This is a genomic window from Desulfomonile tiedjei (genome assembly GCA_016212925.1).
In the GTDB taxonomy this organism is placed as follows: Bacteria; Desulfobacterota; Desulfomonilia; order Desulfomonilales; family Desulfomonilaceae; genus JACRDF01.
Window position 1 is genome coordinate 18079 of the sequence record JACRDF010000033.1, and the last position, 25717, is coordinate 43795.

Here is a 25717-nt window from a genome sequence, read left to right on the forward strand (position 1 = left end):
GCTTGCCTGCGGCCACACTCTCAGGGCGGTGCGATATCCCCCCATCTGGTTCAGAGCCTCCGACTCAATGGCTTGCACAAATTTGCAAGCAGCCGTCATCGCGAAGCGATGTTGCCTCCGAGCGACTTCAGATTGACCCTGCAAACGTTGGTATTCTCCTCGAAGAGTTTGTACACCGCAAGATCCGGAAAATTGGTCGGGACAAAAACCATCCCCCGGTCAATTTTATCAGACATCTTCGCCGGGGCAACAAAAGAACCTACAGGCGAACTAACTTCTGTTAGTCCCCCTTCCTTGATCCCTAGTTCTTCCGCATCCAGACGGTTGATTTCCACATACCCCGCGGGACACAGGGTCAACAAATTTTGTGATCGAGTAGAAGTAGATCCGAAATGATACATAGAGCGGCCTGCTATCATTTCAAAGGGGTATTGAGCTGCATGGTCCGGTTCAGGCGCTTCCCACGCTCTAACCGGCGCGAAGGAAAAGGATTTTCCGGTTCGGGTTATCGCGGCCCCTTCAACAAACGGATGGGAGATTTTGCCGTCACCTTCCAGATCCTTCAGTTTCAAGCCCTTATAAAACGGTATTGTGAGGCTCATCTCCCGAAATATATCCGCGACGCTGAAAAAACCCATAGGTCGACCCAGGGCCTTAGCGACCTCTTCAAGGATTCCCCAGTCAGGCATTGACATACCCTGCGGCGGTATGGCCTGGTTAAGCTTCTGGATACGGTGTTCAATATTCGTCATCGTCCCTTCCTTTTCCGCGAAAGAAGCGGCAGGGAAGACACAGTGCGCGAGCCTTGCGGTGGGGCTCAAGAAGATGTCTTGGACAACGAGCAGCTCCGCTTTGGCAAGGGCTGATTCGTAGCGTCCCGCGTGAGGATAATCAGTCAACGGATCAGCAGCTGCAATATAAAGTCCGCGTAGCTCTCCGGTTTCCAGGCCTCTGACCATTTCCGGGGCTGTCATGCCGCGAGCGTAGGGGAGGCGGGCCTTCCATAACCCCTCGAAACGGTCTCTCACCGTGGCAGCGTCCTGATATCCGGGCAGGTACTCGGGCAACGCGCCCATGTCGCACAGGCCGAGGATATTACCTTTCTCAAAAATCGGATATGTTCCCGAACTGGGCCTTCCCATGTTGCCGGTGAGAAGGGCCAGGTTGACCAGGTTCATCACGCACTGGGGGCCATTTTCCTGAAGTATTACATCGCCCCCGAAGATTACGGCCGTGTTGGGGGCCTCTGCCAAAATTCGAGCCGCCTCGGTCAGGTCCTCACCGGAAACGCCTGTTCTTTTCAGGATGCCTTTCAGCGAAATCTTGTCAAGCAGGTTCTTCATGGGAAGGAAATTAGTGGTCTGATCCCTAACGAATTTCCTGTCCCACAAATCCATGTCCAAGACCATTTTCATTATTCCCAGCACAAGATCGCTTTCGGAATACGGCCTAATTCGGAGCCGAATCCGTGCGAAGGGGTCGAGACTGGTCTGGCGAGAGTTGGCTACCACGACGTTGCTGTCGTACCTTCTAGCTGCCGCCTTAATCTTCCAGGCCAGGGCCGGCGTCTCTTCCAGCGGGTCTGTGCCGATCACGAAAACAGCGCTTGTTTCCAGCAATTCGCCCAGGGTCCCGGTGGCCCCTTTGGTCCCGCATGTCAATTCGAGAGCGCGCTGAACACGGAGATAGCTGAAACGGGCCTCGCTGTCTATGTTGTTTGTTCCCAACACGGCCCTGAAGAATTTTTGAAACGCATAGCAATCCTCGTTCGTCAGGCGGGGAGAGGCCAATCCCGCGATGCTGTCAGGTCCGGTGTCCTTCAAAATTTGTTTCAGTTTTCCGGAAACAAACCCGAGCGCCTCTTCCCATGAAACGGGCTTCAACTCTCCGCCCTGACGCAGCAATGGAGTGAGGAGCCGATCTTCATGGTGGACAAGATCGTAGCCAAATCTGCCGCCCACACACAGGGTCCCTTTGTTGTGGGTCTCAAGGTCCGTGGTGATGCGAAAGATCCTGTTGTCTTTGACGTTTATTTCCATCCGGCATCCCGCGGAGCACAGCGGACATATGGTGGGCGTCTTTCGCATTTCCCAGGAACGAGCCCAGCGGCGAGTCACCTTGTTGGACATTGCGCCGGACGGACATGCTTCCACGCACTCGCCACAAAAGTCGCAGTTGAGCACGCCCCCATCGCGAGTGCCTATGCGGGCCTCATAACCTACGTCTTTGAGCGCCAGGGCGCTTGCTCCAATAACCTCATGGCAAACCTTGACACATCGCAGGCACGTGATGCACAAATTGGGATTGTATTCTATGAGCGGCCAGCTTCTTTCAACAGGGCTGTCCCGCTTGGTCATGGGATACTCGGTCCCGTAAATGCCGAGGCGGTAAGTCAGGTTTTGAATCTCACATTCTCCGCCTGCCGGACACGTGGGGCATTCAAGAGGGTGGTCCATGAGGACCAGCTTCATGACCTCTTCTCGGATGCGTCTCAAGCGAGGCGTGTCGGTATGAACGCGCATACCATCCTCAACTATTGTGTTGCAGGAGGTCACGGGACGCGCAATCCCTTCCACTTCGACCACACACATGCGACACGAATCAGACGGGCTAGTCTTGGGGTAATAGCAAAGCGTCGGAATCCAAATCCCCGCATTCTTTGAGGCCTCAAGGATGGTCATCCCATCCGAGGCCTGCACCTCCACTTCATCAATTGTTAATAGCGGCATTTTCCTGTCCTGCCTGTGGAGAGAAGTTGGTTATCTTTTTCTCATCTGGTTTTGATGGCCGATCAACCATTATTACGCAGGAGACACACGGGACAATGCGTCCAGTGAAGTTTTCAGTCCAGAGGGAATGTTTTGCCGCCCTCGTGGCGGGTTTAGTCAACTGAACGTGATTTGTAATCGATGTGCCATCACAGACTTAACATCAGACATCGATGAGGCATAGCGACCGGTTCAAGAGGGATCGGCCAAACCGTGGCAGCCTGTAACGCCTCAACCATCTCTAAACAGCTCCCTGTTTAACGCGATCTGTTTTGTGAATTGCTGCCAGGATCAGATGAAAACATCGCAGGCAACGACTGGCTTCAATGAAGGAGCTGCGCTGGGTGAATCCTGAATCCACTTCCAGGAAGCTGGTTATTCTTTCATTTACATCGAGTTTGCGATACGGCCTCGGTCCGCCTTCGCGCGTCGGAGTCCGGGCGGTTACCAGCACACCATAGTCTTTCTCTATATTTGCAATCAAGTCCTGCATGCGGTGCTCTTCGGAAACCCGACATTTGCCGGTGGCAAGGTATTCGTGAATCATTTTTGCCGCCCGCTTGCCGCCCGCCATGCCATGAACAACCGTAAGCGGCCCGCTGACAGCGTCTCCGGCTGCGAAGACTCCCGGTCGTGAAGTCATCATGGTGTTCGGATCGACCTTTATGGTCCCACGACGGGTTACTTCTATGCCCAGATCGGGCCCCAGAAAATCCAAAAGGGATTTCTGGCCGATTGCGGGGATGACTGTATCTGCTTCTATTTCGAATTCCGACCCTTCCACAGGAACCGGTCGCCGCCGACCGCTGGCGTCCGGCTCCCCCAATTGCATGCGAAGGCATCGAAGGCCGGTCATCTTTCCTTCTTTGGACAGAATCTGAATCGGCTGAGTGAGAAAGAATAAATTGATTCCTTCTTCTTTTGTGTCCTCAACTTCTTCAAGGTCCGCGGGCATCTCATTTTCGGTCCGCCGGTATACTAGGGAGACGTCCGACGCTCCCATTCGCAGAGCGGTCCTGACACAGTCAATCGCTGTATTGCCGCCGCCCACCACCACGACTTTTTCACCGACCCTCACGTCCCGACCGAGGTTGATATCTCTTAAGAAATCTATGCCACCGGAGAAAACCCCTTCTATACCTTCATGTTCACCCTTTATGCCCATGGGAAGCGATTGATGTGAACCAACCCCGAGGAAAATCGCCTTGAAACCTCGATCAAACAGGTCCTGGACCTTGAAATCCCTCCCCAATCGTTCCCCGTATTTAAAGTTTACACCGAGATCGCTAATAATGCCGATTTCTCTTGTGAGCACGTCTCTGGGCTGGCGATACGGTGGGATTCCAACCCCTACCATCCCGCCGGACACCGGTAGCGCTTCAAAGACAGTCACCGGATGGCCAAGCCTGCTCAGATAGTACGACGCGGAGATCCCCGCCGGGCCCGCGCCGATTACTGCCACCGGAGCGCCGGTAAGCTCCACTTTGTCAAGGGGAACGGGAAGGTGATGCTCCAGTTCATAATCCGCGGCCACTCTCTTGAGGGTTTTGATCGGAATGGCCACATCACCCATGTTGGCCACACTGCACGCCTTTTCGCAGGGGGCAGGACAAATCCGCCCCGTGACCCCCGGTAGAGGCATTTCTTCGCGAATTATCTGCAAGGACTGATTGTATCTTATCTCCAGAAGCGCCTCTACATAACCTGGAATGTTAATGTGGCACGGACAGGCATTCATGCAAGGCGCGGAGATGCGTCCCACATAACGCACCGAATCCTCGGGAATCCCCGATTTAACGGCTTCTACAAAATGCTCTCTAAAATGGTACAGGCCGTCCTTGAGCAGCTCTCCAGCACTCTGGCACACCGAGCACTTTGCAGCGTCATTGAGAATGTCTGCCATTCTATCCAGAAGATCTATGTCCGAGTCTGCGCCTTCACCCCGAGACATCTTGTCGAGGGTAAGCAGAATCATCTTGGACCCTTTGATCCCCGTGATGCACTTTCCGCAGCAGTACTTGGCCTGGATCTGGCTCACGTACTCACGTATCATCGGAACGAAATTGAATTTCGGCTCGAACTGTAAGAAACCTTTGCCGCTCATCAGAGCGACAATATCCTCGGGAAAGTTCTTTGAGGCGGGGAATTCTTCATGTAAGGGGAGTTCGGGTTTTTCCACTTGGCTGCGGCGATCTTCCAGTAAATTGCCCCAGCGCCCAAAGATGATCTTTTTCATTCGATCCTCCGTCCGGGTGGAACCGCCTCAATTCTGGTCTGATTCAGTATTCTTTACAAATAAACTTCGACAACTTGATACAAACGCTTTCTTGAATAATATACCAGCAAAATGGGAAATCGGTCAACGGACCGGAAATTCTCCCTCTATGCGCGATAAAGGCTGTATGAGGGGAGGTCCGGCAAGGATTCAGTCCCGCGCGGGAAAGAAGCGCCTCAGGGCCATCGCGACGCCACCGAAACGCCAGGGATGCAATCGCCATGGTTGGCGGTTTCGAACGCGTTGATTGTCCGTCACAATGAAGGGGCGCTCGGCCCTTCACAATGGCACCTTGCATCGGCTGACCGGCCTACCGCCAACTTCCGGCATCCCTTCCTTGACTTTTACCCCCGGCCCGAGTACATTTGTGTCAACCGAGTTAAATCCCGAGGCACACAGCGCGACGTTACTCTTTGCGTCCTTATAGGGGGAGCGCAGATGAACCCCTTTGAGTTGTTTCAATCGTCGGAAATCTACAAACTCGCTATTCTCTATTTTTCTCGTTCTCGAGGGCTGGCCATTGTGGGCCGGCATGCTCCCGGAGGAAACGTGGAGGTCATTCAGATCTCCGGAGAAGTTGATCCTCACACGGGCAATTTCACAGCTTTGGACTATCCGTCTCCGGAGCGCGGCGAACACCTGCCTGTCATCTCCAAAAGGGATTTTGAGAATTTGGTGCGTTTTATCGAAGCCAAAATCGACGACCAGACTCGCATGAGCATCATCGAACCCGATTTGATTAATTCAGCCATGTCCAAGGCCTGCTGCAAAGAATCCCCGAGCCAGTTCATCCAGTGAGCTTTTCCATTCCTTATAATAGAAAAGTTTCAAAATGAACAGAATTCCGGCCGGAACTCTATTGGTGACCCTGCTCGTCATAGTCGGCAGCCTGGCAATGCCATCGTGCCAGAGTCCCGCTTCCAAAGAGAAAGTCCAGGCGAAAAGCGAGGTCCGTGAAAAACCTCCAGCAGAAGTGCCCGCGGTAAAAGAAGCCGCGACTGCCAGTGCCCTTGAGGCGATAACTCGGCGCGGGGAACTCCGGGTGGGTATGCAGGTCGGATACGTTCCCTTCCAGATGCAAGGAAACCAGGGGGATCTCATAGGGTTGGAAGTTGACCTTGCCGAGATGGCCGCCCGCAGGTTGAACGTAGTCCTCAGGGTGGTGCGGCTCACGTGGCAAGAGTTGATCCCATCCCTCCTGGAGGGTGGAACTGACGTGGTGATGTCGGGAATGAGTGTCACTTCCGAGAGAAACCTCCAGGTACTCTTTACGGCCCCAGTGGTGGAAACAGGGAGGATGTTTCTGGTCCACTCATCCAGCGAGGGGCAGTTCAAAGACCTGGAAAGCCTGAATAAACAGGGAGTTTTCATTGTGTCGACCCCAGGCGGGATGGGGGAACTCCGCATTCGAGAGCTTCTACCCAAGGCTTCGCACCGGGAGTTCCCGGACAGGAAGGGATCCATCGGTGAGGTGCTGGATCGGCGGGCTCACGCGTTTATCGACCAGGAGTTCTCGATTCGTTTGGCGTGCGCCATGTACCCACAGGCCTTGACCGGCCGCTTCAAGCCGATCACCTACGAGCCCATTTCCTGGGCCGTGCGGCCGGACGATCTGCATTGGCTGAACTGGTTGAATCACTTCATAGGCCAAATTAAAGGGGACGGACGCCTGGAGAGCTTGAAAAAGAAGTGGCTACAGGATTATTTTCTCGACATAAACAGGGCCGACAAGTGAATTTAAGAGCGGTCGGGAATGGACATCGACTTGGAAAGCCTTCACGTAAGCCGGGAGGACACGTGACATCGCGAAACGAAAATTGCGGGACGTAAATCCAATGCTGATTGATTCTCATGCTCACTTGGAGTTGGAGCCTCTGGTTAACAATCCCGGCGCGGTTGTAGAACGTGCATTGGCCGCGGGCGTCGCCGTGATCGTTACCGTGGGAATCGACTTGGAAGACGCAAAAATCGCGCTGGATATAGCCGCGCGATACAATCGGGTTTTCGCTTGTGTCGGATTCCATCCTCACAACGCCAAGGACGTGGGGGACAACGGCCTGACCCAAATGGAGGCATTAGCACGCGGGCCCAAAGTAGTGGGGTACGGTGAAGTCGGGCTGGATTTCTTTCGGAACCGATCACCTCGCGACTCTCAACTGGCGGTTTTCGGAGACCAGCTCGTACTTGCCAAGGCGCTTGGAAAGCCGGTGGTAATTCATCTAAGGGACGCTTATTCCGAAGGCCTTGCAATGCTCGAAGCGGCTGCGCCGTTTCCGGCTGGAGGCGTTATTCACTGTTTTTCAGGTACATTGGAGGATGCCAGGCGCGCTATGGACCTGGGGTTCCACATTTCCATTCCCGGTACGGTAACGTACAAGAAGAACGAAATCCTGCGGTCCATTGTTGCAGAGCTTCCACCTGAAAGGCTGCTGCTCGAAACGGATTGCCCTTTCCTTTCGCCGGAGCCCATGAGGGGAAAGGACAATGAGCCCGCGTTCATCGTGCACACCGCGCGAAGGGTGGCGGAAGTCCGAGGGGTCTCGCTGGAGCAAATCTCGGAAATCACCACGGCCAACGCAATCCGGCTCTTCAATTTGCCTCGAGAGTACGGGACGTGATTTCTTTCATGGTATCGGCACGTTCACAAGTTTGCAGAAAATGGCTCACAGGGTCATTCTTGGGCCTTAATCCATAAGTCCGTGAAAGGGTTGTTGAAATAAGAGTTCACACTCCGGCCTCAATCGTATAAAATCTACCTAATCCCGCAGATCGAGGCGGCGGAAATCCCTTGTTTGTGGTCCCGCAAATGCGAGACGGTATGGACGCTCCAGTCCTTTCAGTATCTCCACTGACGGCTCGTGGAGACCCTTTCTACTATTCTAGTGACCGAAGGTGGCAATATGCCGGAAAGTAGTCGGCGCGGCGCGAGCAAAGCCGCGAAAACCCAAAGAGAAAGCCAACTGGGTGAATTAAAAATCCTTTTCGAGAAGGCCCCGCTCGGCATACTGACTTATTCTCGTGAGGGCAAAATCATCAGCGCGAATCGCTTTCTCGTCGATCTGCTCGGGTCCCCCTCTGTGGCAGCCACGAAACAGGTCAATCTATTCAAGTTCCAGAATATGATCGAAGCCGGAATATCCGAAGTGCTGGCAAAAGCTTTGGATTCCGGGGGTCCCCAACAGATCGAGACCCTCTACGTCTCCAAGTGGAACAAAAGAATCTGGACCAAGACCATAGCGTTTCCGGTGACAGACAGCAAAGGGAACCTGGAGCACGGAATGGCCGTTGTCCAGGACGTGACTCTTCTCAAGCAGGCTGAACAGCAACTCCGGGACAGCGAGGAAAAATTCCGGTTACTTACCGAGAAAACACCCATTGGGTTGGCCATCCTGGATTCGAGTGGCAGTTTTGAGTACTTCAATCCTACATTTGTAGCCATGTTCGGCTATTCCGTTGACGAGGTGCCCAGCCTGGACAAGTGGATGGAGCGCGTGCTGGATGATTCTGCGTCAATGGAAGTAATTCAGGACGCCTTTTTGGGCGGCCTTGAAGGCCTGGCCTCCCCCGAATCCCTGGAACCTTGCTGCGAAGCACAATCCAAAGACGGAACGTCAAAGAAGATTCGGTTCAAGTTCTTTCCGCTCACTGACGGAAAACGTGTAGTTGTTTGCGAGGACTGTTCCCAGCTTTTCCTTGCTTGGTCGGCCCGCCGGATCTCCGAAGAACGGTATCTTGGCCTGCTGGAGCACCTGACTGACTTCGTATACACGCTTGACGCCAAGGGAAACGTGCTGGGAGTTAACAGGGCCGCGGCCCGGTCGATGGGATATGAACCGGAGGAACTTGTTGGCAGGAACATCCGAGACCTCATTCCGCATGAGGTGAGCAAGCAAATTGCGGGCAACTTGGAAAAGGTCACGGACGGCGGTTTTTCGGAAGGATTGTCGCAATACCTGGCCAAAGACGGCAGCATACATTACCTGGAATATCGCAGCGTTGCAATTCGTCCGGGGGATCGTCCCCACTACGTGGTGGGGATGGCGCGAGATGTTACCGATCGCGTGCTCATGAAAAAGAAACTGAAGGAGTCTGAGGCAAAATTCGAGATTCTTGTGGAAAACGCCCACGACGGCATCACTTACATTGATGAAGACTCCAGGCTTCAGTTTTGTAATCCGAGAATGAAAGAGATCCTGAAAGACCCTCATCCGGAAGGAAAACGACTGTTTGACTATTACGATGAGGAGAACCGGAAAATACTGGAGGAGCATATCGGGCTTCGTTTGAAAGGAATAAGCTCGACTTATTTTGCCACAATAACGGACCTTGAAGGAACCCCGCGCCATATGGTGATCAGCGGCACTCCATACTTCGATGAAAAGAACAATTACAAAGGCGCAATCGGCATTTATACGGACATCAGCGAACTCAAAAAGCTGGAAGCCCAACTGCAACAATCGCAGAAGATGGAAGCCATCGGAACACTTGCAGGAGGGATCGCTCACGACTTCAACAACATATTGAGCGGTGTCCTGGGGTACGCTTCGCTCATGAGGAAATTCGTAGGACCTGAATCGCAACTGGCCCACTACGTGGACATGATCGAAAAAAGCGCGGAAAGGGGAGCTAATCTGGCCGGCCAGTTGCTTGCATTCTCGCGAAAAGGCAAGCGATTCGTGCAGAGCGTCGATATCCACCAACACATAGACGATGTTGTGGACATTTTGAAACGAACCGTGGACAGAAAAATATCCGTCGTGACCGACAAGCGCGCTGAGGCCTATACTGTTGAGGGAGATCCGGGCCAAATTCAGCAGGTATTAATGAACTTGAGCATAAATGCTAAGGATGCCATGCCCAAGGGCGGACGCTTGTCCATAACCACCGAGGTTGTTGAAATCGATGCAAACTCCAGCCGCATCTACAAGGGATTGTTTCCAGGATCTTTTCTCCAAATATCGGTTGAGGACACCGGTGAGGGGATGAGCCCTCAAGTTATGGAGCGCCTCTTCGAGCCGTTCTTCACCACCAAAGAGGAGGGGAAAGGCACCGGACTGGGGCTTTCAATGGTTTACGGCGCAGTTAAGAGTCATGGCGGAATAGTGAAGGTCTATTCGGAGCCGGGTCGCGGATCCGTTTTCACCGTCCTGCTCCCCTTAAAGAAAAGCCCCGAAACCGAGATGAAGTTGGTCGCCAAAAAGAGATTGACATGCGGCCCCGGGACGATCCTGGTGATCGACGACGAGGAAATTATGCAGCAACTGCTGTCGGAAATGCTCCAGGAAATGGGTTTCAAGGTGTTGTCGGCTCGTGACGGCGTCGAAGGTTTGGAAATCTATCGTAAACAGTGGCGAAAGATAGATCTGGTCATTGTGGATATGATCATGCCCCGATTGAGCGGGAGAGAGACCTTTCTGGGAATGAAACAGATCAATCCCTCGATCAAGGCGATACTCTCGACGGGGTTTTCAAAAGACGGAGAGGTCCGCGATACTCTGGACCAAGGAGTTGCAGGCTTCATTCAGAAGCCCTTCAAAACAGACGAATTATCGGATGTCATTGGTACTGTTCTATCTCTTGACGCGACGGTCGAGTAAGGAACGAATTCAACCGGAGGAGGCAATCGCGAAATGAACGTATTCCGGGCTAGACTGGAAACCGAACAGGAATGTGAGAGCCCGGAATATGTGCGGCTTTCACTGGCCGCGGCCATGACTCTGGGTTTGGTGCCCGGATGGTTTTACCGAAACGCCAAGCTCGGGTGTATAAACTTGCTGCTTACGTATTCGGAGGGCTGCCGCGCGAACTGCGCGTTTTGCGGGCTTGCCGGAGAGAAAAACAAAGCACCTTCCGAGCGGAAATTTATCCGCGTGCCTTGGCGGACATTTCCAACCCAAGATGTTCTTGAAGCCATCAAGACTGCCCCTGAACATGTGGGACGAGTTTGCATATCAATGATCACCCATGCCCGTTGCAGGGACGATGTGCTTTCGATTTGCCGCGGTGTGAGAGATTTGACCGGCAAACCGGTTTCCTTGCTAATTTCTCCGACAATGCTTCTTCTCGACGATTTGAAGGCTATGAAGGACGCCGGAGCCGACCGCATTGGAGTTGCCGTGGATGCAGCCACGCCGGAGATCTTCGAGCGTTTGCGAGGCAAGGCTGTCCATGGACCCCATCGGTGGGAAAAGTACTGGAAGATTTACGAACAGAGTTTGCAGGTCTTCGGTCAGGGAATGGCGGGCGTGCACCTTATCTGCGGATTAGGCGAAACCGAACAGCAGATGGTCTCGGCCATCTCGCGGGCACGATCCATGGGAGGCTGCACTCACCTTTTCTCCTTTTTCCCGGAGAAGGGCTCGGCCATGGAAAAAGACCCCCCACCTTCAATGGGGAGTTACCGCCGCGTGCAGTTGGCGCGCTGGTTGATAGACAAGGACATGATCCGCTCGGATCAGATGGAATTCGACAAAACGCAAAGAATTCTGACTTTTGGTCTTCCGCAACAGGAGCTGCAAAGGATTATAGACGCGGGCGAACCTTTTCAGACGTCGGGGTGCCCCGGCCTCGACGGGAAAGTAGCGTGCAACAGGCCATACGGCAATGAAAAGCCGGGCAACGAAATAAGGAACTTTCCATTCCCTCCGGAAGCCCACGACATGACAAAAATAGTCCAGGAGTTGAAACAGTATGAATAAAAACGGCGAGAGGAAACATTGTGAAAGAGCGTTTCCTCTCGCCGTTTTGAAAGTTCTTGATTTCCTGATCAGCTCAAGGCTCGAACAACTTGACACTGATTCCGTTGGGGTCCTTCAGAGACGCATAGGTCACTCCGTCCCGTTTCCCGTCGGTTTCAACGAAGTATAAGCCTTTCTTTTCCAGATCACGGACGGAACCCGCAAGGTCCTTTACACGAAAGCTCATGCCGGAAACCCCACCCGTCAGCGGTCCAGCCTCCGAAAATCTGTTGTGGCATATTTCCAGCTTGTAAGGGGTCCCTTCTTTTTCCATGCAAACAACGTCAAGTCCCTTGGAGAGCCCTTCGGTGGCCTTGAAGCCCAGCTTGCCGTAAAAGCTTATCGTACCTTCAGGATTAGACGTTGGTATCCCGATAGTTATCGGGTAATCTTCCACCGCGGAGCCAGCGAAACCCGAGGATTCAGCCTCCGTGTTGTGAGCGATCAACAGGGCGAACACCACGAGAAACATGATACAGCAAGTGAAGCCGAGAAACAGCCTCCCAGCGTGGCCAGCCGGCAATCTCATGCGCTTCCAACCTCCTTGACCTCGGCAACTAAACAGAAAAGGCCTCTCCCATCGAGAAGGCACGCCAAATATACACAAAAACCGGAGTAAAAGCAAGGGGAACTTTCGTTTTCCTCCAGTCAAAAAAAGAAAAGAGTCTAATCTTTCTTGATGACCTCGGATTTCTCAAAACCGTTTGACATGCGTCCGTCAGTCACCTACCCAGCATAGATCCTTGTTGCACGGCTCGGAACAGGAAAGTGATCCCCGGTCACTTCCTCGTAAGACCACCACCGTCTCCCGGCGCGGCCGCCCAGTTAATAGACTCCAAATCCATTGCGTAAGCGCACTAAATGACACAGATGCGCTGCTTGAGTCAAGGGGAAAATACTCGCGGAGTGTAAGGGCGCACGGCCGTGCGCCCCTACCTCTTCTCCGCGCGGTCTGCGTTCTCTGCGGTGACCCCGTGCGGGACGCGAGGTTATTTGCATGGGTGAAGCGTCCCCGGATAACTGAACGATTACCGCGGAGTAACCCTCCACTTACGCTGGGAAGGAGTGATTTGACAACCTTGGGCTAAACATCACGGTTTTGGAATGGCATCTCTGTGAGCCCACATTTGTATTACGGCTCGATCTTAGTGCCGAGGACTTGCAGAAATTTTGCCAACCAGTCCGGGTGCGCGGGCCAGGCCGGCGCGGTGACCATATTGCCCTCGACATGGGCCTTATCCATGGGAATATCAACCCATTTGCCGCCCGCTCGGTTCACATCCGGGCCCACGGCAGGATAAGCGGAACAGGATTTCCCATCCAGGACCCCGGCTGCGGCCAGCACCTGGGCCCCGTGGCAAATCGAGGCAATCGGTTTGTTTGCGTTGGCGAAATGTTTAACAGCCCTCACCACATTGGCGTCCAGACGGATGTACTCCGGCGCGCGTCCCCCCGGAATGACCAGGGCATCGTAATCCTCAGGTCTTATTTCGGAAAAGGTCGCGTTGAGAGCAAAATTGTGCCCTCGCTTTTCGCTGTAGGTCTGGTCTCCTTCGAAGTCGTGCACCGCGGTCCGAACAACCTCACCGGCCTTCTTGCCCGGACACACGGCATGAACCGTGTGGCCCACCATCAACAGACATTGGAAAGGCACCATGACTTCGTAGTCTTCCACGTAGTCACCGACGAGCATCAGTATTTTCTTGATTCCCATGTCTCTCTCCTTTCCGGTTTGTTATTAATCTCCCTTGCTCATGGATCTCATTTTATCCCAGAAATGGTTTCAGGGCCTGCGGGTTTCGTTCAAAGCCTCCGCAGAGGAGTTCTGCGACCGCCTCTCATGCCCCGATTGTTTTAAAGAAAGAGAATCATTGCCCTTTCACGAACGCTCGGAACGCCTCGTAACTTTCAGGGGTGCCGATGTCGAAGAAAGGCCCTTCCTGGCGCAGAGCGAACATTTCGCCTGTCCCGGCCAATTTCGGAAACACATCGACTTCCATGGAGAATGGCCCGTCAGGCAACGATTGAATGAAATCCTTGGCCAGGAGAGACAGCCCGGCGTTAATGAGCCCGGGACCCCCTGTTTTCGGCTCTTTTTCGCGGAAGCCAGTGACAGCGCCCTTGTCGTTGACAAGCACCGAGCCGTATCGGCTCACATCGGCAACGTGATGCAGTGAAAGAGTGACCTTTGCCCGGCGTTCCACATGAAACCGGAACAGTTCTCCCACATCTACGTCAAAGAAGGTGTCTCCATTGACCAACAAAGACGGGTCAGTCGCGAATTGCTCCGCATTCTTAACCGCGCCGCCGGTGCCTAGAGGCGCGGGTTCGGGCGACACGGTTATTTCGACATCTTGATTTGGCCTAGTTCTAAAATAATCCTCAATTAATTCAGCTCCATATCCCGTGAGCAGGACAAATTTCCGAACCCCTTTTTTCGCCAGCGACCGGATAAGTATATCCAGAAAGGGCTTGCCGTGGATCATGGCCATGGGCTTGGGCCGGTCGTTGACAATCGACCGAAGCCTGGTGCCTAGGCCCCCGGCAAGAATCATCGCAGCAATGGGTAGTTCTGAGGACATGAAATACCTTGGGGCAAAACCGATCTATACCTGTGGCCAAAAGTTTTGTCCGATTGGAGGTGGCCTGATACCGTCATTCCGGCGAACGCCAAGGTGACGAGTCGTCAATAGGCCATTACCTTTGGCAAACACCATAAGGAGTTCGATACGAACAAACTTTCCAGCAAGGAGTGCCCAGGAAAGCTTGTCACAATAAAAGCCTCCTTCGGGCGCTTTCGAAAAACTTTCTTACGCTGGCCGGACAGCTTCCGCTGACGGCGGAAGCTGTCCGGCCAGCGAAATGGAGAAGTTCTTGGAGAGGGGTGCGGGGAGGAACCTTTTTACAAAAAGGTTCTCCCCGCAATGTTCATTTCTTCTCTCCCCGGCACAGGCATGCTGGGTCAGGCGCAACAGGAGCGCATTGGAACTGGCCGCGCCACAGGTCCATTACCAGGAGTCCCTGCAATGCTTCATTTTCCCGGCCAACGAGTATCTTCAATGCCTCGCTCACTTCGACGGCTGCCACCGCGGTCGCTGCTGCCGAAAGAACTCCTACCGTGGAGGCGCGAGGATGATTGTCCACCGCCTGGGGATCCGGCCAAAGGCATCGGAGGCACGGGGTCTTCCCGGGAATGATGGTCATAACATTTCCCACGGTTTCAATGGCGCCGCCAAACACGTAAGGGATGCCGCGTGCCAGGATCATGTCGTTTATGAAGTATCGGGCTCTGATATTGTCCAGCGCGTCCACAACCAGGTCTACTCCTTCGGTGAGCGCTTCGACGTTTTCCGGCCCCACCAGAGCGGTCACGGCTTCGATTTCCACCTGTGAGTTCGCGGCATGTAAGCGTTCTCGGGCTGCCTCTGCCTTGGAGCATCCACGTACGACGTCCTCTTCATCGTAGAGGATTTGCCGGTGGAGATTGTGCAATTCCGGCGCGTCATGGTCCGCGATTCTCAGGAAGCCCACTCCGGCCCTGGCCAGAAGTATGGAGATGACGGACCCCAGGGCCCCGAGGCCTGCAACAAAGACCCGCGATTTCTCTATCTTCTTCTGTCCGCCCTCCCCGATCACTCGCAGAAGCATGTGGCGACTATGTCTTGGGATTTCGGTGTCCATCTTTCAACCGAACAGAATGTTGGGATAATTGGAGGATATAGGAGTGTTGCTCCAATTTCAAGGCACTTACGGGGGGAACTTTCTTATGTAAGAGAGTTTCCCCCGTGTCGTCTTCAAGAACTATATATCGTAGTCGCTGTATGTCTTCCGCTGTCAGCGGAGGACATACAGCGAGCAGGATATAGAAGTTTTTGGAGAGGGGCGTGGGGAGGCCCTTTTTACAAAAAGGGCCTCCCCACAATCTTCCCGCGGCTTTAGCTGTTTTGCTTGCGGTGAAAATCACAATGATTTACCCTTTAGTTGGCAGATTGCTTGCATAACCGAGATTAATCGTGGATCCAAAAGACCTTATTCGACAAATCGGAGACCGGGAGCCGCTGAATCCTTACCAGGTCGCAGGGATGGCTTCCGTCATAGCCGCGTCCGGAATCCGGCTGGACAATCATTTCACGCTGGAAGTGCAAAATCTGGAAAACGCCCTGATGGTACTGGACCGCTCGGGGCAGGAGGCGTCTCCTTATCTCATCGGCCTTCGACAAGATGATTCGAAACTGACCCTGTTCGTCCGGTTTCCGCGAGAGGCCCTGGAGAACGTGGTTTATCTCACGTCGTTTGAGGGCAGGCGAGACGCCATCCGAGAGAATTTAATCCCAGTGCTCAATGACATCCCGAACTGGGTTGATGTGGTTGCGGCGCTATCGAGGTATTCTTTGGATCGCGATGACGATTCACTCGAAGGACGCTTGGCGCCCGTGCTTGAGATTGTTTTCGCCTATTTCTTTGCGGCAATCACGCAACCGTTTGATGCACAGGCGAGGTCCGAGGCCGAGTATGCGTTGTCCCGCCTTGTGGAAAATATCCTCAAGTCTACCGATGATAAATTCCTGACCAATTACCTTCCTTTTGTTGAACGAAGCCTGGAATTTTTGGCCGGGCAGGCTTTTCCCAAGCCCGTGAATTCCTTCGAGCGGCGAACCCTCGAAATATCCGGCATTCGCTCGGCGTTGAACGGGAGAGCCGAGGATCTGCGACTTCAGCTCCGTCCGATGATTGACCTTATGGCGGCACAGGTCCTTTTCACAGTTATGGAGGATATTAGAGCTTGTCCCGCGAATCTGGTTCAGAAGCTCAGCGACACTGTTTCCGAAGAGGATTTCCCGGACAAGGAGCGTTTTCGGATGGAGATTCTAGCACGCATCGATCGCTACTCATTGGACAAAGTCCAGGACAGACAAAGAGCCTACAGTCTTGTCCTGGAAGGGCAGCGGTCAATCGACGAGTCTGAAATCTCCGAAGGAATAGCGTTTGTCAGGGGACTGGCCCAGGAATGGCAGGCGATTCTGACTGCTTTTCAGGAGGCGATTGATTCGCTTCCGGCAAGAGTTCAGGAGGCGTTCGCGGAGATCCTGGCCGGTCAAATCTTATGTGTGGACAAACCGGAGGTCAAGGAGCTTCTCATCCGGGGCCTTTGTCAAGTCGTCGTACTGCTGGAAAAGACGCGAAAGCAGGCTTCTCGAGACCTGGTCAATACCTTTGCAAGCTTGCTGCTGGATCGAGCGTACTCCGCCCAGGATACCGACGAGATAGTTTCTTCTTTGAGAGCAATAGAATCTCTCGGAGTGACGTTGGGCAATGCCGGCTATTCACTTATGGCCCAGGAATTGCTGGACCATTTGGTCAGGCGCCCTTTGATTCAGCCGCGGACAACCAAGTATACAATTGAAGACGACGACACGGGGGAACCTCTAGTACTGGCCGAAGAAGCCGGTGTTAATCAGGCTCACGTCCAGCACATCAAGAGCTTGATGGCAATTATCGCGTCCAATCCACGCATCATGCACCGGCTGATACCGTACCTCACCATCCAGATCGAGATCGGCCGGATTCGCCTGTGCGACGAGGACCTCATCCAGTACTGGATCTCGCGCCTGCTCAGAGCCAATTCCCCTGTGACCCACTTTCTGGTTCGCACGCTGATCAAGGCTATTCCCTACTCGCTCAAGGACATCGGTCCGCTGGATGCCCTGAGGCTCACCGCGGCGAGCCTGGCCAAAGAGTTGGCTAACCGAGGGGTAAAGCCCCTGGGGAACTTCCTCGGCAAGCTCCGGGGAGACATTCACTGGCGAGGCAGCGTCGAGAATTTCTATTTCTGCCAGAGCATCCTGAGATACTTCAAGGACGGGAATCGCGACGCGCTTGTGGAATGGATGCCGCCCGAATCCATGCCCTATTTGTCCATGGACCAGTGGTGCTCGGAGTCGGAGATGCAGGGAATCCAAGGACTGACCGACCGGATTTTCGAGGACCTGGAAATCAACCCGGCTGAAAAAGACGGCATGATGGCGTTAGTGGCCCTGGATTCAGCAGCGTACAGGGATGATGACACCTGGCCGGAATTCTCTCGGCGCATGGTACTTGATGTAGTGGACCTGTTGAAAGGCCTGCACACAAAATATTTCATTGTCCGTGAATCCACGTCCATTCCCGGAAGCCATCAGGACCTGGAGAGGCTGGAGCAGATCATTGAGGATAGGCAGGCCCTCAAGGTGCGTTTTCTTACCCCGGACATCCGTGAACCCATGCCGCCGGCGGTGACCCTCACTGAAGGTACCGAAGACAGCGCCCGGGAAATGGAACGGATAAAGCGCGAGCAGCCTGACACGCCTATAATACTTCGGGCAAAGAAGGCCGGGCATGCTTACGCGCAAAAGGCGACGTACATTGAACACCGCTTTGAGGCTTTCACGCAGGACCTGGGTCTCGAAGCCCTGCAAGAGACTCTGGCCACGAGCATCAACAACACGCGTTTTGAGCAGATCACCATTGAAAACCTTCCCCAGGCGCTCAGCTTCTTGGACCAGCTTGTCCGCGGGCTCTCCGTCAACGGTCATTCCAGTTACTACCTTGTCCAGGCGGGCCGTGATCTCCGTCGCGCGGGAGCGCTTGGATTGACTTTTGACAAGGTGCGGGACCTAATTAAGATTCTCAAGAGCGAACTGGACGATATACACATATTCTATCGAAACCGCTTCGAAGAGCCGTTTGACGACTTCTTGTCCGCGCATCCTATGGAACAACTGCCCAGAAAGCTCAAGGAGCTTACTACGCTCAAGGATATCCCTGAGACGGATTTCTTTAGGAACTATTTGAAAACCCTGTACATATCCGATCTGCAAGCTCGAGACGGCAACCTCCGGGTCCTGGAAACGTTTATAGACAAAGTGGAGCTGTTCCTGAACCAGCGCCTCGCCGAATCGGGCAGAAGGGTGGCAAGGCGTGGCAAGACGCCTTCTCGTTCGGTGCCTTTCTATTTTCCGGATGCTGAAGAGATCTCTCCGTGCAGAATAGGCCTGAAGGCTCTCTTGCTCAGGTTCGCCGAAAACACGCCTCCGTACTTCGTTATCACCACAGACCAGCCTCTCGAGACCACCGATGAGCTGCTGAGCGATACCGAATTTCGCCAGAGCTTGTCTGTGGCCGTGGAAAACTTGGGCAAACACTCGGGCCGTTCCTTCGGGGACCCCGCGAATCCTGCCTTGTGCTCTGTCAGATCAGGGGGCCGGATAAGCATGCCCGGCATGATGACCACCATCACCAACGTGGGAATAAATGACGAAATTGCTGAAGGTCTCGCCAAAAAGGTTAATCCGTGGTTCGCGTACGATTGCTATCGCCGTTTCCTTCAGGAATTCAGCCAATCGGTATTCGGTATCGAGCGAGACGAGTTTCAGGAACTTATCGACGAAAGTAAAACGAGGTACAGGGTCATTCGCAAGGCTCACATGAGCGCCGATCAGATGAAAAGCCTTGCCTTCGAATACAAAAGGCGAGTCGCGGAACTGGCTCCAAAAGTCATTGACCTACTGGACAGGGGCAAGTTCCTCGATATCCTGATTTATTGCGCGGGTGTTGTAATGCACTCACACGAGAGCACCGCAGCCAGAAAGTACGCGGAGGCCGCGGCAATCGCGGGAAATTGGCGAACCCCCGTAATTGTCCAGAGCATGGTCTACGGCAATATGGAGCTGACCAACTCCGGGACTGGAGTGGTTTCTTACAATCCGTTCACAATGGACCTGCGGGGAGACTTCGCTCTGGGTGATCAAGGAACCGACGTAGTGGACGGTAAAGTGGCTACCATTCCGGTTTACGACCCGTGGAAGACCAAAGAGTGTCTCGCTACGGAGATGCCGGATGGCTGGAAGCAACTCTCGAAGATCCTGTTCAGAACCGCGGAACGGCTTCATATGGATATCCGTGTGGAATACACAATCGAGAAGGGGAAGGTCTTTGTGTTGCAGGTCCGCAAGGACCGCGAGCGCAAGGAGCGTGTCCCCTCCTTGAAAAGCTTCGGTTACAACGTTATTGCTCAAGGCACCGGAGTGTCCGGGACCATTTTTCGCGGTATCCTGGTAACCGACAGAAATCAGATTGCCCCATTTCGGCACATCAATAAAGCGCGTTCCATCATCGAGGCCATGAACGAGAAGATGCCGGAACACGACAAACTTGACGGGTTCGTCTTTGTGGTCAATGATCCGATCCCGGAGGAGATCATGGACGAGGTTTTCTCCCTGCCTGTGGCCACGGCGCTGGTGAGCCGCTTGGGTGGTCGTGGAGCACACGCGGCTGACATCTCCAAAGCGCTTGGCAAGGTCTATGTGGGGCAGGTCCGGCAGATAGTGAAATTTTCCGGCAAACCCGAGTCCGTGAAGTTCGACGGCCGGGACGTAGTGGTGGGGACTAAAATGATCATCCACGGTCAAACAGGGGAAATAGCCTTATATTGAGAAAACTGTTTCCTACAACGCGGGAGAGTGGCGTTTGATCGATCAGCATTCAATCGGAAAGCTTCTGCTGGAAACGGGAAGAATAACCAGCCAAGACTATTCCACGGCCATCCGGGAGTCGAGAGAGACAGGCAGATCTCCTCATGAGCTGCTGCTGATGAGCGGAAAGGTCTCTGTGGATGAACTGGTCCAGGCGCTAACCATCCACATGGACATAACCTTGCTCAAAGAAGCCCTGGGCATGTCCCTCGGGTCCGCTCCCTCCAAGACACGGACTCGCCCCCCCACGTCGTACCTGGAAAGGATCTCGCTCCTGTTCAAAATGAGCATCCTGTTGAGCACCCAGACCAACATGGGGTCTCTGGTCGAACTTCTTATCAGAGAAGCGCCGTCGGTGATGAATGCGGAACGCGCCACCATCTTTCTCGCGGACAACCAAACCGAAGAACTCTATTCCCATCTGGGTGTGGGGCTACAGCACTATCAGATACGAATCCCGTGGAATTCGGGTATTGCCGGATGGGTGTTTACCCACAGGCAGCCTCTAAACATAGCCGACCCGTATCATGATGCCCGCTTCAACAAGGACGTGGATTCCCGCACCGGCTTTCAAACAAAGAGCCTCCTTTGCGTTCCGTTGCAGACCCCGGTCGGCCAGACCATCGGCGCCTTTCAGGTCTTGAACAAGAAAGCGGGGGTGTTCACAGGCGCGGATCTCGAAATAGCCGAGATCTTTGCATCGCAAGCAGCGCGATCCATAGAGCACGCGTTGGAATGGGACGATCTAAGAGAACGAGCTTCCATTCTGAAGCGGGAAAACGTCGACCTGAAACAGGCCCTTCAACACAAGGAGCCGCTCGAAGAGATAGTCGGCAGTTCAAAGGCCATTCAGGATGTGCGGGCCCTTATCAGGAGAGTCGCGCCCACGGAAACCACCGTATTGATCCAAGGGGAGTCAGGAACGGGCAAAGAGCTGGTAGCGCGCGCGATACACCAGCTCAGCCCCCGAGTCAACGCAGCATGGATCACCCTGAATTGCGCGGCTGTCCCGTCGGAACTTATTGAAAGTGAGCTTTTCGGTCATAAGAAGGGGGCGTTTACAGGCGCGGTCGGGGACAATAAGGGTGTTTTCAGGTCCGCGGACAAAGGCAGTTTGTTCCTGGATGAGATCGAAGCCACTTCTCCGGCCATGCAGGTCAAGCTTCTGCGCGCTATTCAGGTCGGCGAAATCAGACCTGTAGGAGACAACATCACCCAGCAGGTTGACGTCAGGCTTATAACCGCGACTAATCGTGACTTGCAGGACCATGTGCGCCGCGCGCTCTTCCGGGAGGACCTTTTTTATCGTATTCACGTGTTCCCGATTACGATTCCGCCTTTAAGAGAAAGAATTGAGGATGTTCCTGCCCTGATCAAGCATTTTCTCCATCGCTTCTACCTTCAGACAGGAAAGATGATTCGCGGGATAGACCCCGCGGCGCTGGATCTTCTGGTCCGTTATCCTTGGCCGGGGAACGTCCGGGAGCTGGAAAACGAGATTGAAAGGGCTCAGATTCTCGCGTCGGAAGGTGGCAACATTTCGGTGCGATGCCTCTCCCCGCGAATTACTCAATCCCTTGAACAGATATTCAAGGCCAAAACCTCCACGGAGTTGCCGAAGCTCAGAGACGCGGTTGATGCCCTCGAACGCAAGATGATCATCCAGGCCCTTGACCGTTACGACGGCAATAGAAGCCTCTCTGCCAGGTCCCTCGGCCTCTCGAGACAGGGACTCCTCAACAAAATGAACAAGTTCGGCCTCAAGGACTGGTGACGAGGTTGACGCCCCATACGACCTCAGAATGAGAGCTTCAAGGCCAATCCAGCCGCGACATTATATCGCGAGAAGGTCATGGACTCTCCACCAAGGGGTGTTGCTGTCAGGTCCGGGTGATTTGTGGTGTATTTGCCTTCGACCTTTCCGGTGCCTCGGGTTGCGAGCCAGCTGCCTTTGGACCATAGCCCCAGACGGATTTCAGGCGAAACCCTCGCATCGTACTCGAACCTGGCCTCAACAAATCCGGCCGGCTTATTCAAGGCAACCTCTGCCTCCCCGGAGAAATTGTTTGACGGCAATACATTCGCAGTCATCCTGGTGAGCACCTTAATATCAGTAGCAGCGAAAGGACTGGCAATGATGTAGGCCTTGTAACTCCGTCCCAGTAATCCAAACCCTGCATACGGTATCCAGATCTCACTTGAAAGGTCGGTGGCCTCGAGATTCACGTTTTTGTATGTGCCGGAACTTGCGCCGGCAACACCGCGGGCGTCGCGGAAAGCAAGGTCGAAATGATCCCATCGCAACCCACCGATAAGCCCAAAAGGGCTCCAAACATTGAAAGTCGCTCCCACTTCAATCTCCCACCACTCAAGTTGACGCTCCCTCCATTCGGACGGCCTGTTCGGGACAACCGTCCCTCCAAGTGTGGGACCCAAGAAACTCTGGACGAAGTTTCCCGCGACACTCGTGAAGAAGGCAAGATTAGGGTTCACCTGGGCCGTTACGCTTGCTTCCGCGATCCAAAGATTCGCTTCCGGAAGCTTCAATCTGGCCGGGTCTCCTCTGTACCCTTCGCCTCCTTTAATGGAGAGTTCAAAGGGCACCGGAATTCTGGCATCCACCCCCATCCTTTGATAACCCAGTCGCCCCGAAGGAGTGATTCTGATTTGCCCGAACCTGAACGCTGTAGAACCAAAAGTCTCGGCAGGTACGGCTGAAACGACCAGAGAGCCAACGATATCGTTCGCGGCAGCCGAGAAGGGGACCAGCCAAACGGCAAGGACGATGATGATCCTTTTCATCCCCGAAACCTCAGCCCGCGGCGTGTGCAAGCTAATCACGCGCGTCAATGGAAAGATAGTAGTGAAGGATAAGACAAATTCGTGTGTAAAATAATGGGGTTTTGAATTTCAGTCAAGATCTTGCGCCCAAGCAGTAGTTTGGACGGTCAGGTGGCGTACCCTTTCATGAAAGATTTCAATGTCCCAACTCATCGACAGCTCTTCGTACGATCCTTGTTTTTGTCGAGCAGCACTATTTCGCTTCCCACGCCTGTCATAACCAAAGCATAAGCCGACGTTGCCCCGACCAAACCTGATCCCACTACCCCAACCTTCATTTTCGGAGATCGCTCCCTGCTTTTCATACCGATTGGCATTTAGAAGAATGACTCGGATCGCCATCGTGTAGGGCACTGACCTGCCCAAGCAGGTCCGTGCTTCTTCTCTGCCGTGTTCCAAGTTTCATCGCAAATCAGTATGAATGATTACGAGCCACCCCGCAAAGGCAATGATTTGCCCGTACGAATTCGAAAAAGTCACGAGCGAACCTCTTACCCGAGTAGGGAAGAGGCCCGCTCGCACCGACGTTGCAGCAATGCGCTTAGAGGGCCTGTGCAAGCCCCTTGCGGGAATACTCGTAGAAGTATAGGCCCATACTCTAAGCAGCCTTCTTCGTGATCCTTTCCTTGAAATCCAGGAGAAAAGCCTTCTCTCGCTTGAGATCCTCACGAAACGACAGTTTCTCCGTGTTAGAGATTTCCGAGGTCAATTCGGACAAATAATTCTCGACCACGTGTTCAAGCATGTCGGCCTGTTCGTCATTGAGATCGATGTGTACCATTGTCTTTTACTCTTTCTCTTAACCTGCTTCGTCAGATTTGCGAAAATCCATCGTACCTCGCAGCGTCATTGCATCAATTTATTCCGAAGCAGCCTTTCGGAGCTAAGATCCTCCCGATTCACACTGTTTTTCGACCACCTGATTGACGGCACAATCCGACTCCAGATGGCCTCTTTCGCTCATAAATTAACAATACCGGAGGACTCCAGCAAGTCGCATCCATTTCCGCCCGGAGGTGTCTCTGCCAACGACTGCAGCAGCTTACGATAGGTCGCGCACCTCAGTAACACGCCGGAGCGCAGACCGTGCCGGTCGTGTACCCGGGACCGGTCCAAGAAGGAACGCAACCGCTGTAACAGACGGTCATGGGACTGCTGGCCGCGGCTCCGGGTAACGCTTGCGGGGTCCCAGGCCGAGCGAGCTGGTTGTAAGTCGGCACCACGGTTCTACTTGACGTTGCCGGGGCGTTCCATCCAGTACCGGTTCCCCACCTCGGCAGCCAATAACAGAGCGAGGCCGGACCCCAGCCGCTGCTCGGTGGATTAGCCTGTGACGCTGCTACACCCTGCTGTGGAGCGGCGGTTCCCTGGCCGGCCGGCGTACGCCAATCGCCTGTTCCCGCGACAGCCTGTCCCGCTCTTTGGCCCGCGGGCTGCGCGGGTATGAACCATGTGTAAACAGGCCCTGTCCCTCCCGGCGGATAAGTGGTGTAGAAGGCAACCGGAGGATTGCCCGCTATGGTTGCCTGTTGAGCCGGAGCTACACCGGAACTGCTCACTCCTGCCGCGTCCTTTAGGATTCTGTCGGCTTTTGTTTGAGCATCCTTAAACGTGCTCTTTTTCGCGCTATTTCCTGCCGCCACGGCCGAATCGGCCGCCAGGGCGCTCATGACAAATAATATGGCCACCAGAATCGACAATATGCTCAATCCTTGATGAATTCTCATGCTGAAACCTCCAATACCGTTTGGAGCCTCCACATATCTCGTGGTCCTGTAATTCATTCAAATAAGATGCGATTTGAGCCTTGGGGATTCACAAGGATGCGTAAAACAACAGCCACCGCAACCATTCAGTCTTGCGGGGGTGGAAGGGATTCTTAGCCCTGAAGGGGCGTACCAATGGTAGCCACGGGTGTAACCCGTGGACCGGAAGCATTGCCACAGCCCTGAATCACCGACCCTGGAGGGGTCGACCAATCCCGAAGTCCAACTCACGGTCATGGGCGACCCCTCCAGGGTTGGTGATCCAAATGATTGTGTGGACCATTCTCCACGGGCTTACGCCCGTGGCTACTGTCGGGCTGCCCCTTCGGGGCATGGGAGACGCTCCCGCACGTACGTGAATGATTACCAGCCACCTTCTTTCGCTCAGGTGCCCATCACATGCTCGCACGGAAGCGGGGACTGCACCACAGTGCAACCCAAGGTCTCGGTTTTGTGTGTGTTCCTGACAGCGTGGGGCACATCTTGTGGTATGAATAGAACGCTGCCCGGCTCCACTGCAACAACCTCATCCCCCACCACACACTCTCCCTCCCCATGAGTGAAAGCGAGGATCTCATCCGACAAGGGATGCCGGTGCAGCGGGTTCTCCTGGCCCGGCAGGATCATGTATATGCTGAAGCGCATGTGTTCCGTTTCAAAAAGGGTCTTCCGAGTAAAGCCTTTTTCCTGGGCCTCCTCAAAGTTAAAAGGCTTCCTGAAGTGTTCTTTGCTGTCAGTGTCCAATGCGGCCATGTTTCTTTCTCCTTTTGTGTGTAAGTGATGGAATCTGAATGACTATTTCTTCCGCACTAGTCCTAAT

18 protein-coding genes are annotated in these 25717 nt (G+C 54.0%); 7 read left to right on the plus strand and 11 right to left on the minus strand.

What is annotated here, in order from left to right:
* Positions 1–95: 95 nt before the first annotated feature.
* Both HY913_14330 and HY913_14335 read right to left on the minus strand, forming a co-directional pair.
* A complete protein-coding gene (locus HY913_14330) occupies positions 96–2729 on the minus strand; it encodes a molybdopterin-dependent oxidoreductase (GenBank protein MBI4964451.1) in 2634 nt (877 codons plus the stop codon).
* 280 nt (positions 2730–3009) lie between these two features.
* Positions 3010–5004, minus strand: coding sequence for an FAD-dependent oxidoreductase (locus HY913_14335; GenBank protein MBI4964452.1), 1995 nt, complete (start codon positions 5002–5004; stop codon positions 3010–3012).
* 477 nt (positions 5005–5481) lie between these two features.
* On the opposite strand from HY913_14335, the gene HY913_14340 reads away from it, so the two are divergent.
* The 5 genes from HY913_14340 (at position 5482) to HY913_14360 (ending at position 11741) form a co-directional block, all read left to right on the plus strand.
* Positions 5482–5841: a hypothetical protein gene (locus HY913_14340; GenBank protein MBI4964453.1), complete on the plus strand. Its 360-nt coding sequence runs from the start codon at positions 5482–5484 to the stop codon at positions 5839–5841.
* A gap of 34 nt (positions 5842–5875) precedes the next feature.
* The gene (locus HY913_14345; GenBank protein MBI4964454.1) at positions 5876–6778 is read left to right on the plus strand and encodes a transporter substrate-binding domain-containing protein; all 903 of its coding nucleotides are present in this window, start codon (positions 5876–5878) and stop codon (positions 6776–6778) included.
* Positions 6779–6878: 100 nt separating this feature from the next.
* Complete coding sequence (locus HY913_14350) at positions 6879–7661, plus strand: TatD family hydrolase (GenBank protein ID MBI4964455.1); 783 nt, start codon at positions 6879–6881, stop codon at positions 7659–7661.
* 282 nt (positions 7662–7943) lie between these two features.
* Positions 7944–10640 carry a PAS domain S-box protein gene (locus tag HY913_14355; GenBank protein MBI4964456.1) on the plus strand — a complete coding sequence of 899 codons (2697 nt, stop codon included), beginning with the start codon at positions 7944–7946 and terminating at the stop codon, positions 10638–10640.
* Between the two features lie 33 nt (positions 10641–10673).
* Positions 10674–11741, plus strand: coding sequence for a radical SAM protein (locus HY913_14360; GenBank protein ID MBI4964457.1), 1068 nt, complete (start codon positions 10674–10676; stop codon positions 11739–11741).
* A gap of 73 nt (positions 11742–11814) precedes the next feature.
* Here the strand turns inward: HY913_14360 and HY913_14365 are convergent, their stop codons facing one another.
* The 4 genes from HY913_14365 to HY913_14380 all read right to left on the minus strand — a co-directional run bounded on the left by HY913_14365 (position 11815) and on the right by HY913_14380 (position 15461).
* Positions 11815–12309 (minus strand): hypothetical protein, encoded by a 495-nt coding sequence (locus HY913_14365; protein MBI4964458.1) that lies wholly within the window; start codon positions 12307–12309, stop codon positions 11815–11817.
* Positions 12310–12912: 603 nt separating this feature from the next.
* The gene (locus HY913_14370) at positions 12913–13494 is read right to left on the minus strand and encodes a DJ-1/PfpI family protein (GenBank protein ID MBI4964459.1); all 582 of its coding nucleotides are present in this window, start codon (positions 13492–13494) and stop codon (positions 12913–12915) included.
* 154 nt (positions 13495–13648) lie between these two features.
* Positions 13649–14362 (minus strand): nucleotidyltransferase family protein, encoded by a 714-nt coding sequence (locus HY913_14375; protein MBI4964460.1) that lies wholly within the window; start codon positions 14360–14362, stop codon positions 13649–13651.
* A gap of 346 nt (positions 14363–14708) precedes the next feature.
* Positions 14709–15461: a HesA/MoeB/ThiF family protein gene (locus HY913_14380; protein ID MBI4964461.1), complete on the minus strand. Its 753-nt coding sequence runs from the start codon at positions 15459–15461 to the stop codon at positions 14709–14711.
* Between the two features lie 332 nt (positions 15462–15793).
* Here HY913_14380 and HY913_14385 point away from each other — a divergent pair, with 332 nt between their 5' ends.
* Both HY913_14385 and HY913_14390 read left to right on the plus strand, forming a co-directional pair.
* Positions 15794–20251, plus strand: a complete 4458-nt coding sequence (locus tag HY913_14385; GenBank protein ID MBI4964462.1) for a hypothetical protein — start codon at positions 15794–15796, stop codon at positions 20249–20251.
* A 34-nt stretch (positions 20252–20285) separates the two neighbouring features.
* Positions 20286–22064 (plus strand): sigma 54-interacting transcriptional regulator, encoded by a 1779-nt coding sequence (locus HY913_14390; protein ID MBI4964463.1) that lies wholly within the window; start codon positions 20286–20288, stop codon positions 22062–22064.
* A 23-nt stretch (positions 22065–22087) separates the two neighbouring features.
* Here the strand turns inward: HY913_14390 and HY913_14395 are convergent, their stop codons facing one another.
* The 5 genes from HY913_14395 to HY913_14415 form a co-directional block, all read right to left on the minus strand.
* Positions 22088–23092 carry a hypothetical protein gene (locus tag HY913_14395; GenBank protein MBI4964464.1) on the minus strand — a complete coding sequence of 335 codons (1005 nt, stop codon included), beginning with the start codon at positions 23090–23092 and terminating at the stop codon, positions 22088–22090.
* 188 nt (positions 23093–23280) lie between these two features.
* On the minus strand, positions 23281–23409 hold the full coding sequence (locus tag HY913_14400) for an NAD(P)-binding protein (protein ID MBI4964465.1): 129 nt from the start codon (positions 23407–23409) through the stop codon (positions 23281–23283).
* Between the two features lie 320 nt (positions 23410–23729).
* Complete coding sequence (locus HY913_14405; protein ID MBI4964466.1) at positions 23730–23912, minus strand: hypothetical protein; 183 nt, start codon at positions 23910–23912, stop codon at positions 23730–23732.
* A gap of 280 nt (positions 23913–24192) precedes the next feature.
* Positions 24193–24858 (minus strand): hypothetical protein, encoded by a 666-nt coding sequence (locus tag HY913_14410; GenBank protein MBI4964467.1) that lies wholly within the window; start codon positions 24856–24858, stop codon positions 24193–24195.
* Positions 24859–25281: 423 nt separating this feature from the next.
* Positions 25282–25650 carry a cupin domain-containing protein gene (locus tag HY913_14415; protein MBI4964468.1) on the minus strand — a complete coding sequence of 123 codons (369 nt, stop codon included), beginning with the start codon at positions 25648–25650 and terminating at the stop codon, positions 25282–25284.
* Between the last annotated feature and the right edge of the window lie 67 nt (positions 25651–25717).

What these genes read in the sequence shown, in the direction of transcription:
- HY913_14340 (MBI4964453.1), top strand. Translation starts at nt 5,482, where the DNA reads ATGAACCCCTTTGAGTTGTTTCAATCGTCGGAAATCTACAAACTCGCT.
- HY913_14335 (MBI4964452.1), bottom strand. Translation starts at nt 5,004, where the DNA reads ATGAAAAAGATCATCTTTGGGCGCTGGGGCAATTTACTGGAAGATCGC.
- HY913_14400 (MBI4964465.1), bottom strand. Translation starts at nt 23,409, where the DNA reads ATGAAGGTTGGGGTAGTGGGATCAGGTTTGGTCGGGGCAACGTCGGCT.
- HY913_14415 (MBI4964468.1), bottom strand. Translation starts at nt 25,650, where the DNA reads ATGGCCGCATTGGACACTGACAGCAAAGAACACTTCAGGAAGCCTTTT.
- HY913_14370 (MBI4964459.1), bottom strand. Translation starts at nt 13,494, where the DNA reads ATGGGAATCAAGAAAATACTGATGCTCGTCGGTGACTACGTGGAAGAC.
- HY913_14380 (MBI4964461.1), bottom strand. Translation starts at nt 15,461, where the DNA reads ATGGACACCGAAATCCCAAGACATAGTCGCCACATGCTTCTGCGAGTG.
- HY913_14375 (MBI4964460.1), bottom strand. Translation starts at nt 14,362, where the DNA reads ATGTCCTCAGAACTACCCATTGCTGCGATGATTCTTGCCGGGGGCCTA.
- HY913_14365 (MBI4964458.1), bottom strand. Translation starts at nt 12,309, where the DNA reads ATGAGATTGCCGGCTGGCCACGCTGGGAGGCTGTTTCTCGGCTTCACT.
- HY913_14395 (MBI4964464.1), bottom strand. Translation starts at nt 23,092, where the DNA reads ATGAAAAGGATCATCATCGTCCTTGCCGTTTGGCTGGTCCCCTTCTCG.
- HY913_14355 (MBI4964456.1), top strand. Translation starts at nt 7,944, where the DNA reads ATGCCGGAAAGTAGTCGGCGCGGCGCGAGCAAAGCCGCGAAAACCCAA.
- HY913_14345 (MBI4964454.1), top strand. Translation starts at nt 5,876, where the DNA reads ATGAACAGAATTCCGGCCGGAACTCTATTGGTGACCCTGCTCGTCATA.
- HY913_14360 (MBI4964457.1), top strand. Translation starts at nt 10,674, where the DNA reads ATGAACGTATTCCGGGCTAGACTGGAAACCGAACAGGAATGTGAGAGC.
- HY913_14405 (MBI4964466.1), bottom strand. Translation starts at nt 23,912, where the DNA reads ATGGTACACATCGATCTCAATGACGAACAGGCCGACATGCTTGAACAC.
- HY913_14350 (MBI4964455.1), top strand. Translation starts at nt 6,879, where the DNA reads ATGCTGATTGATTCTCATGCTCACTTGGAGTTGGAGCCTCTGGTTAAC.
- HY913_14330 (MBI4964451.1), bottom strand. Translation starts at nt 2,729, where the DNA reads ATGCCGCTATTAACAATTGATGAAGTGGAGGTGCAGGCCTCGGATGGG.
- HY913_14410 (MBI4964467.1), bottom strand. Translation starts at nt 24,858, where the DNA reads ATGAGAATTCATCAAGGATTGAGCATATTGTCGATTCTGGTGGCCATA.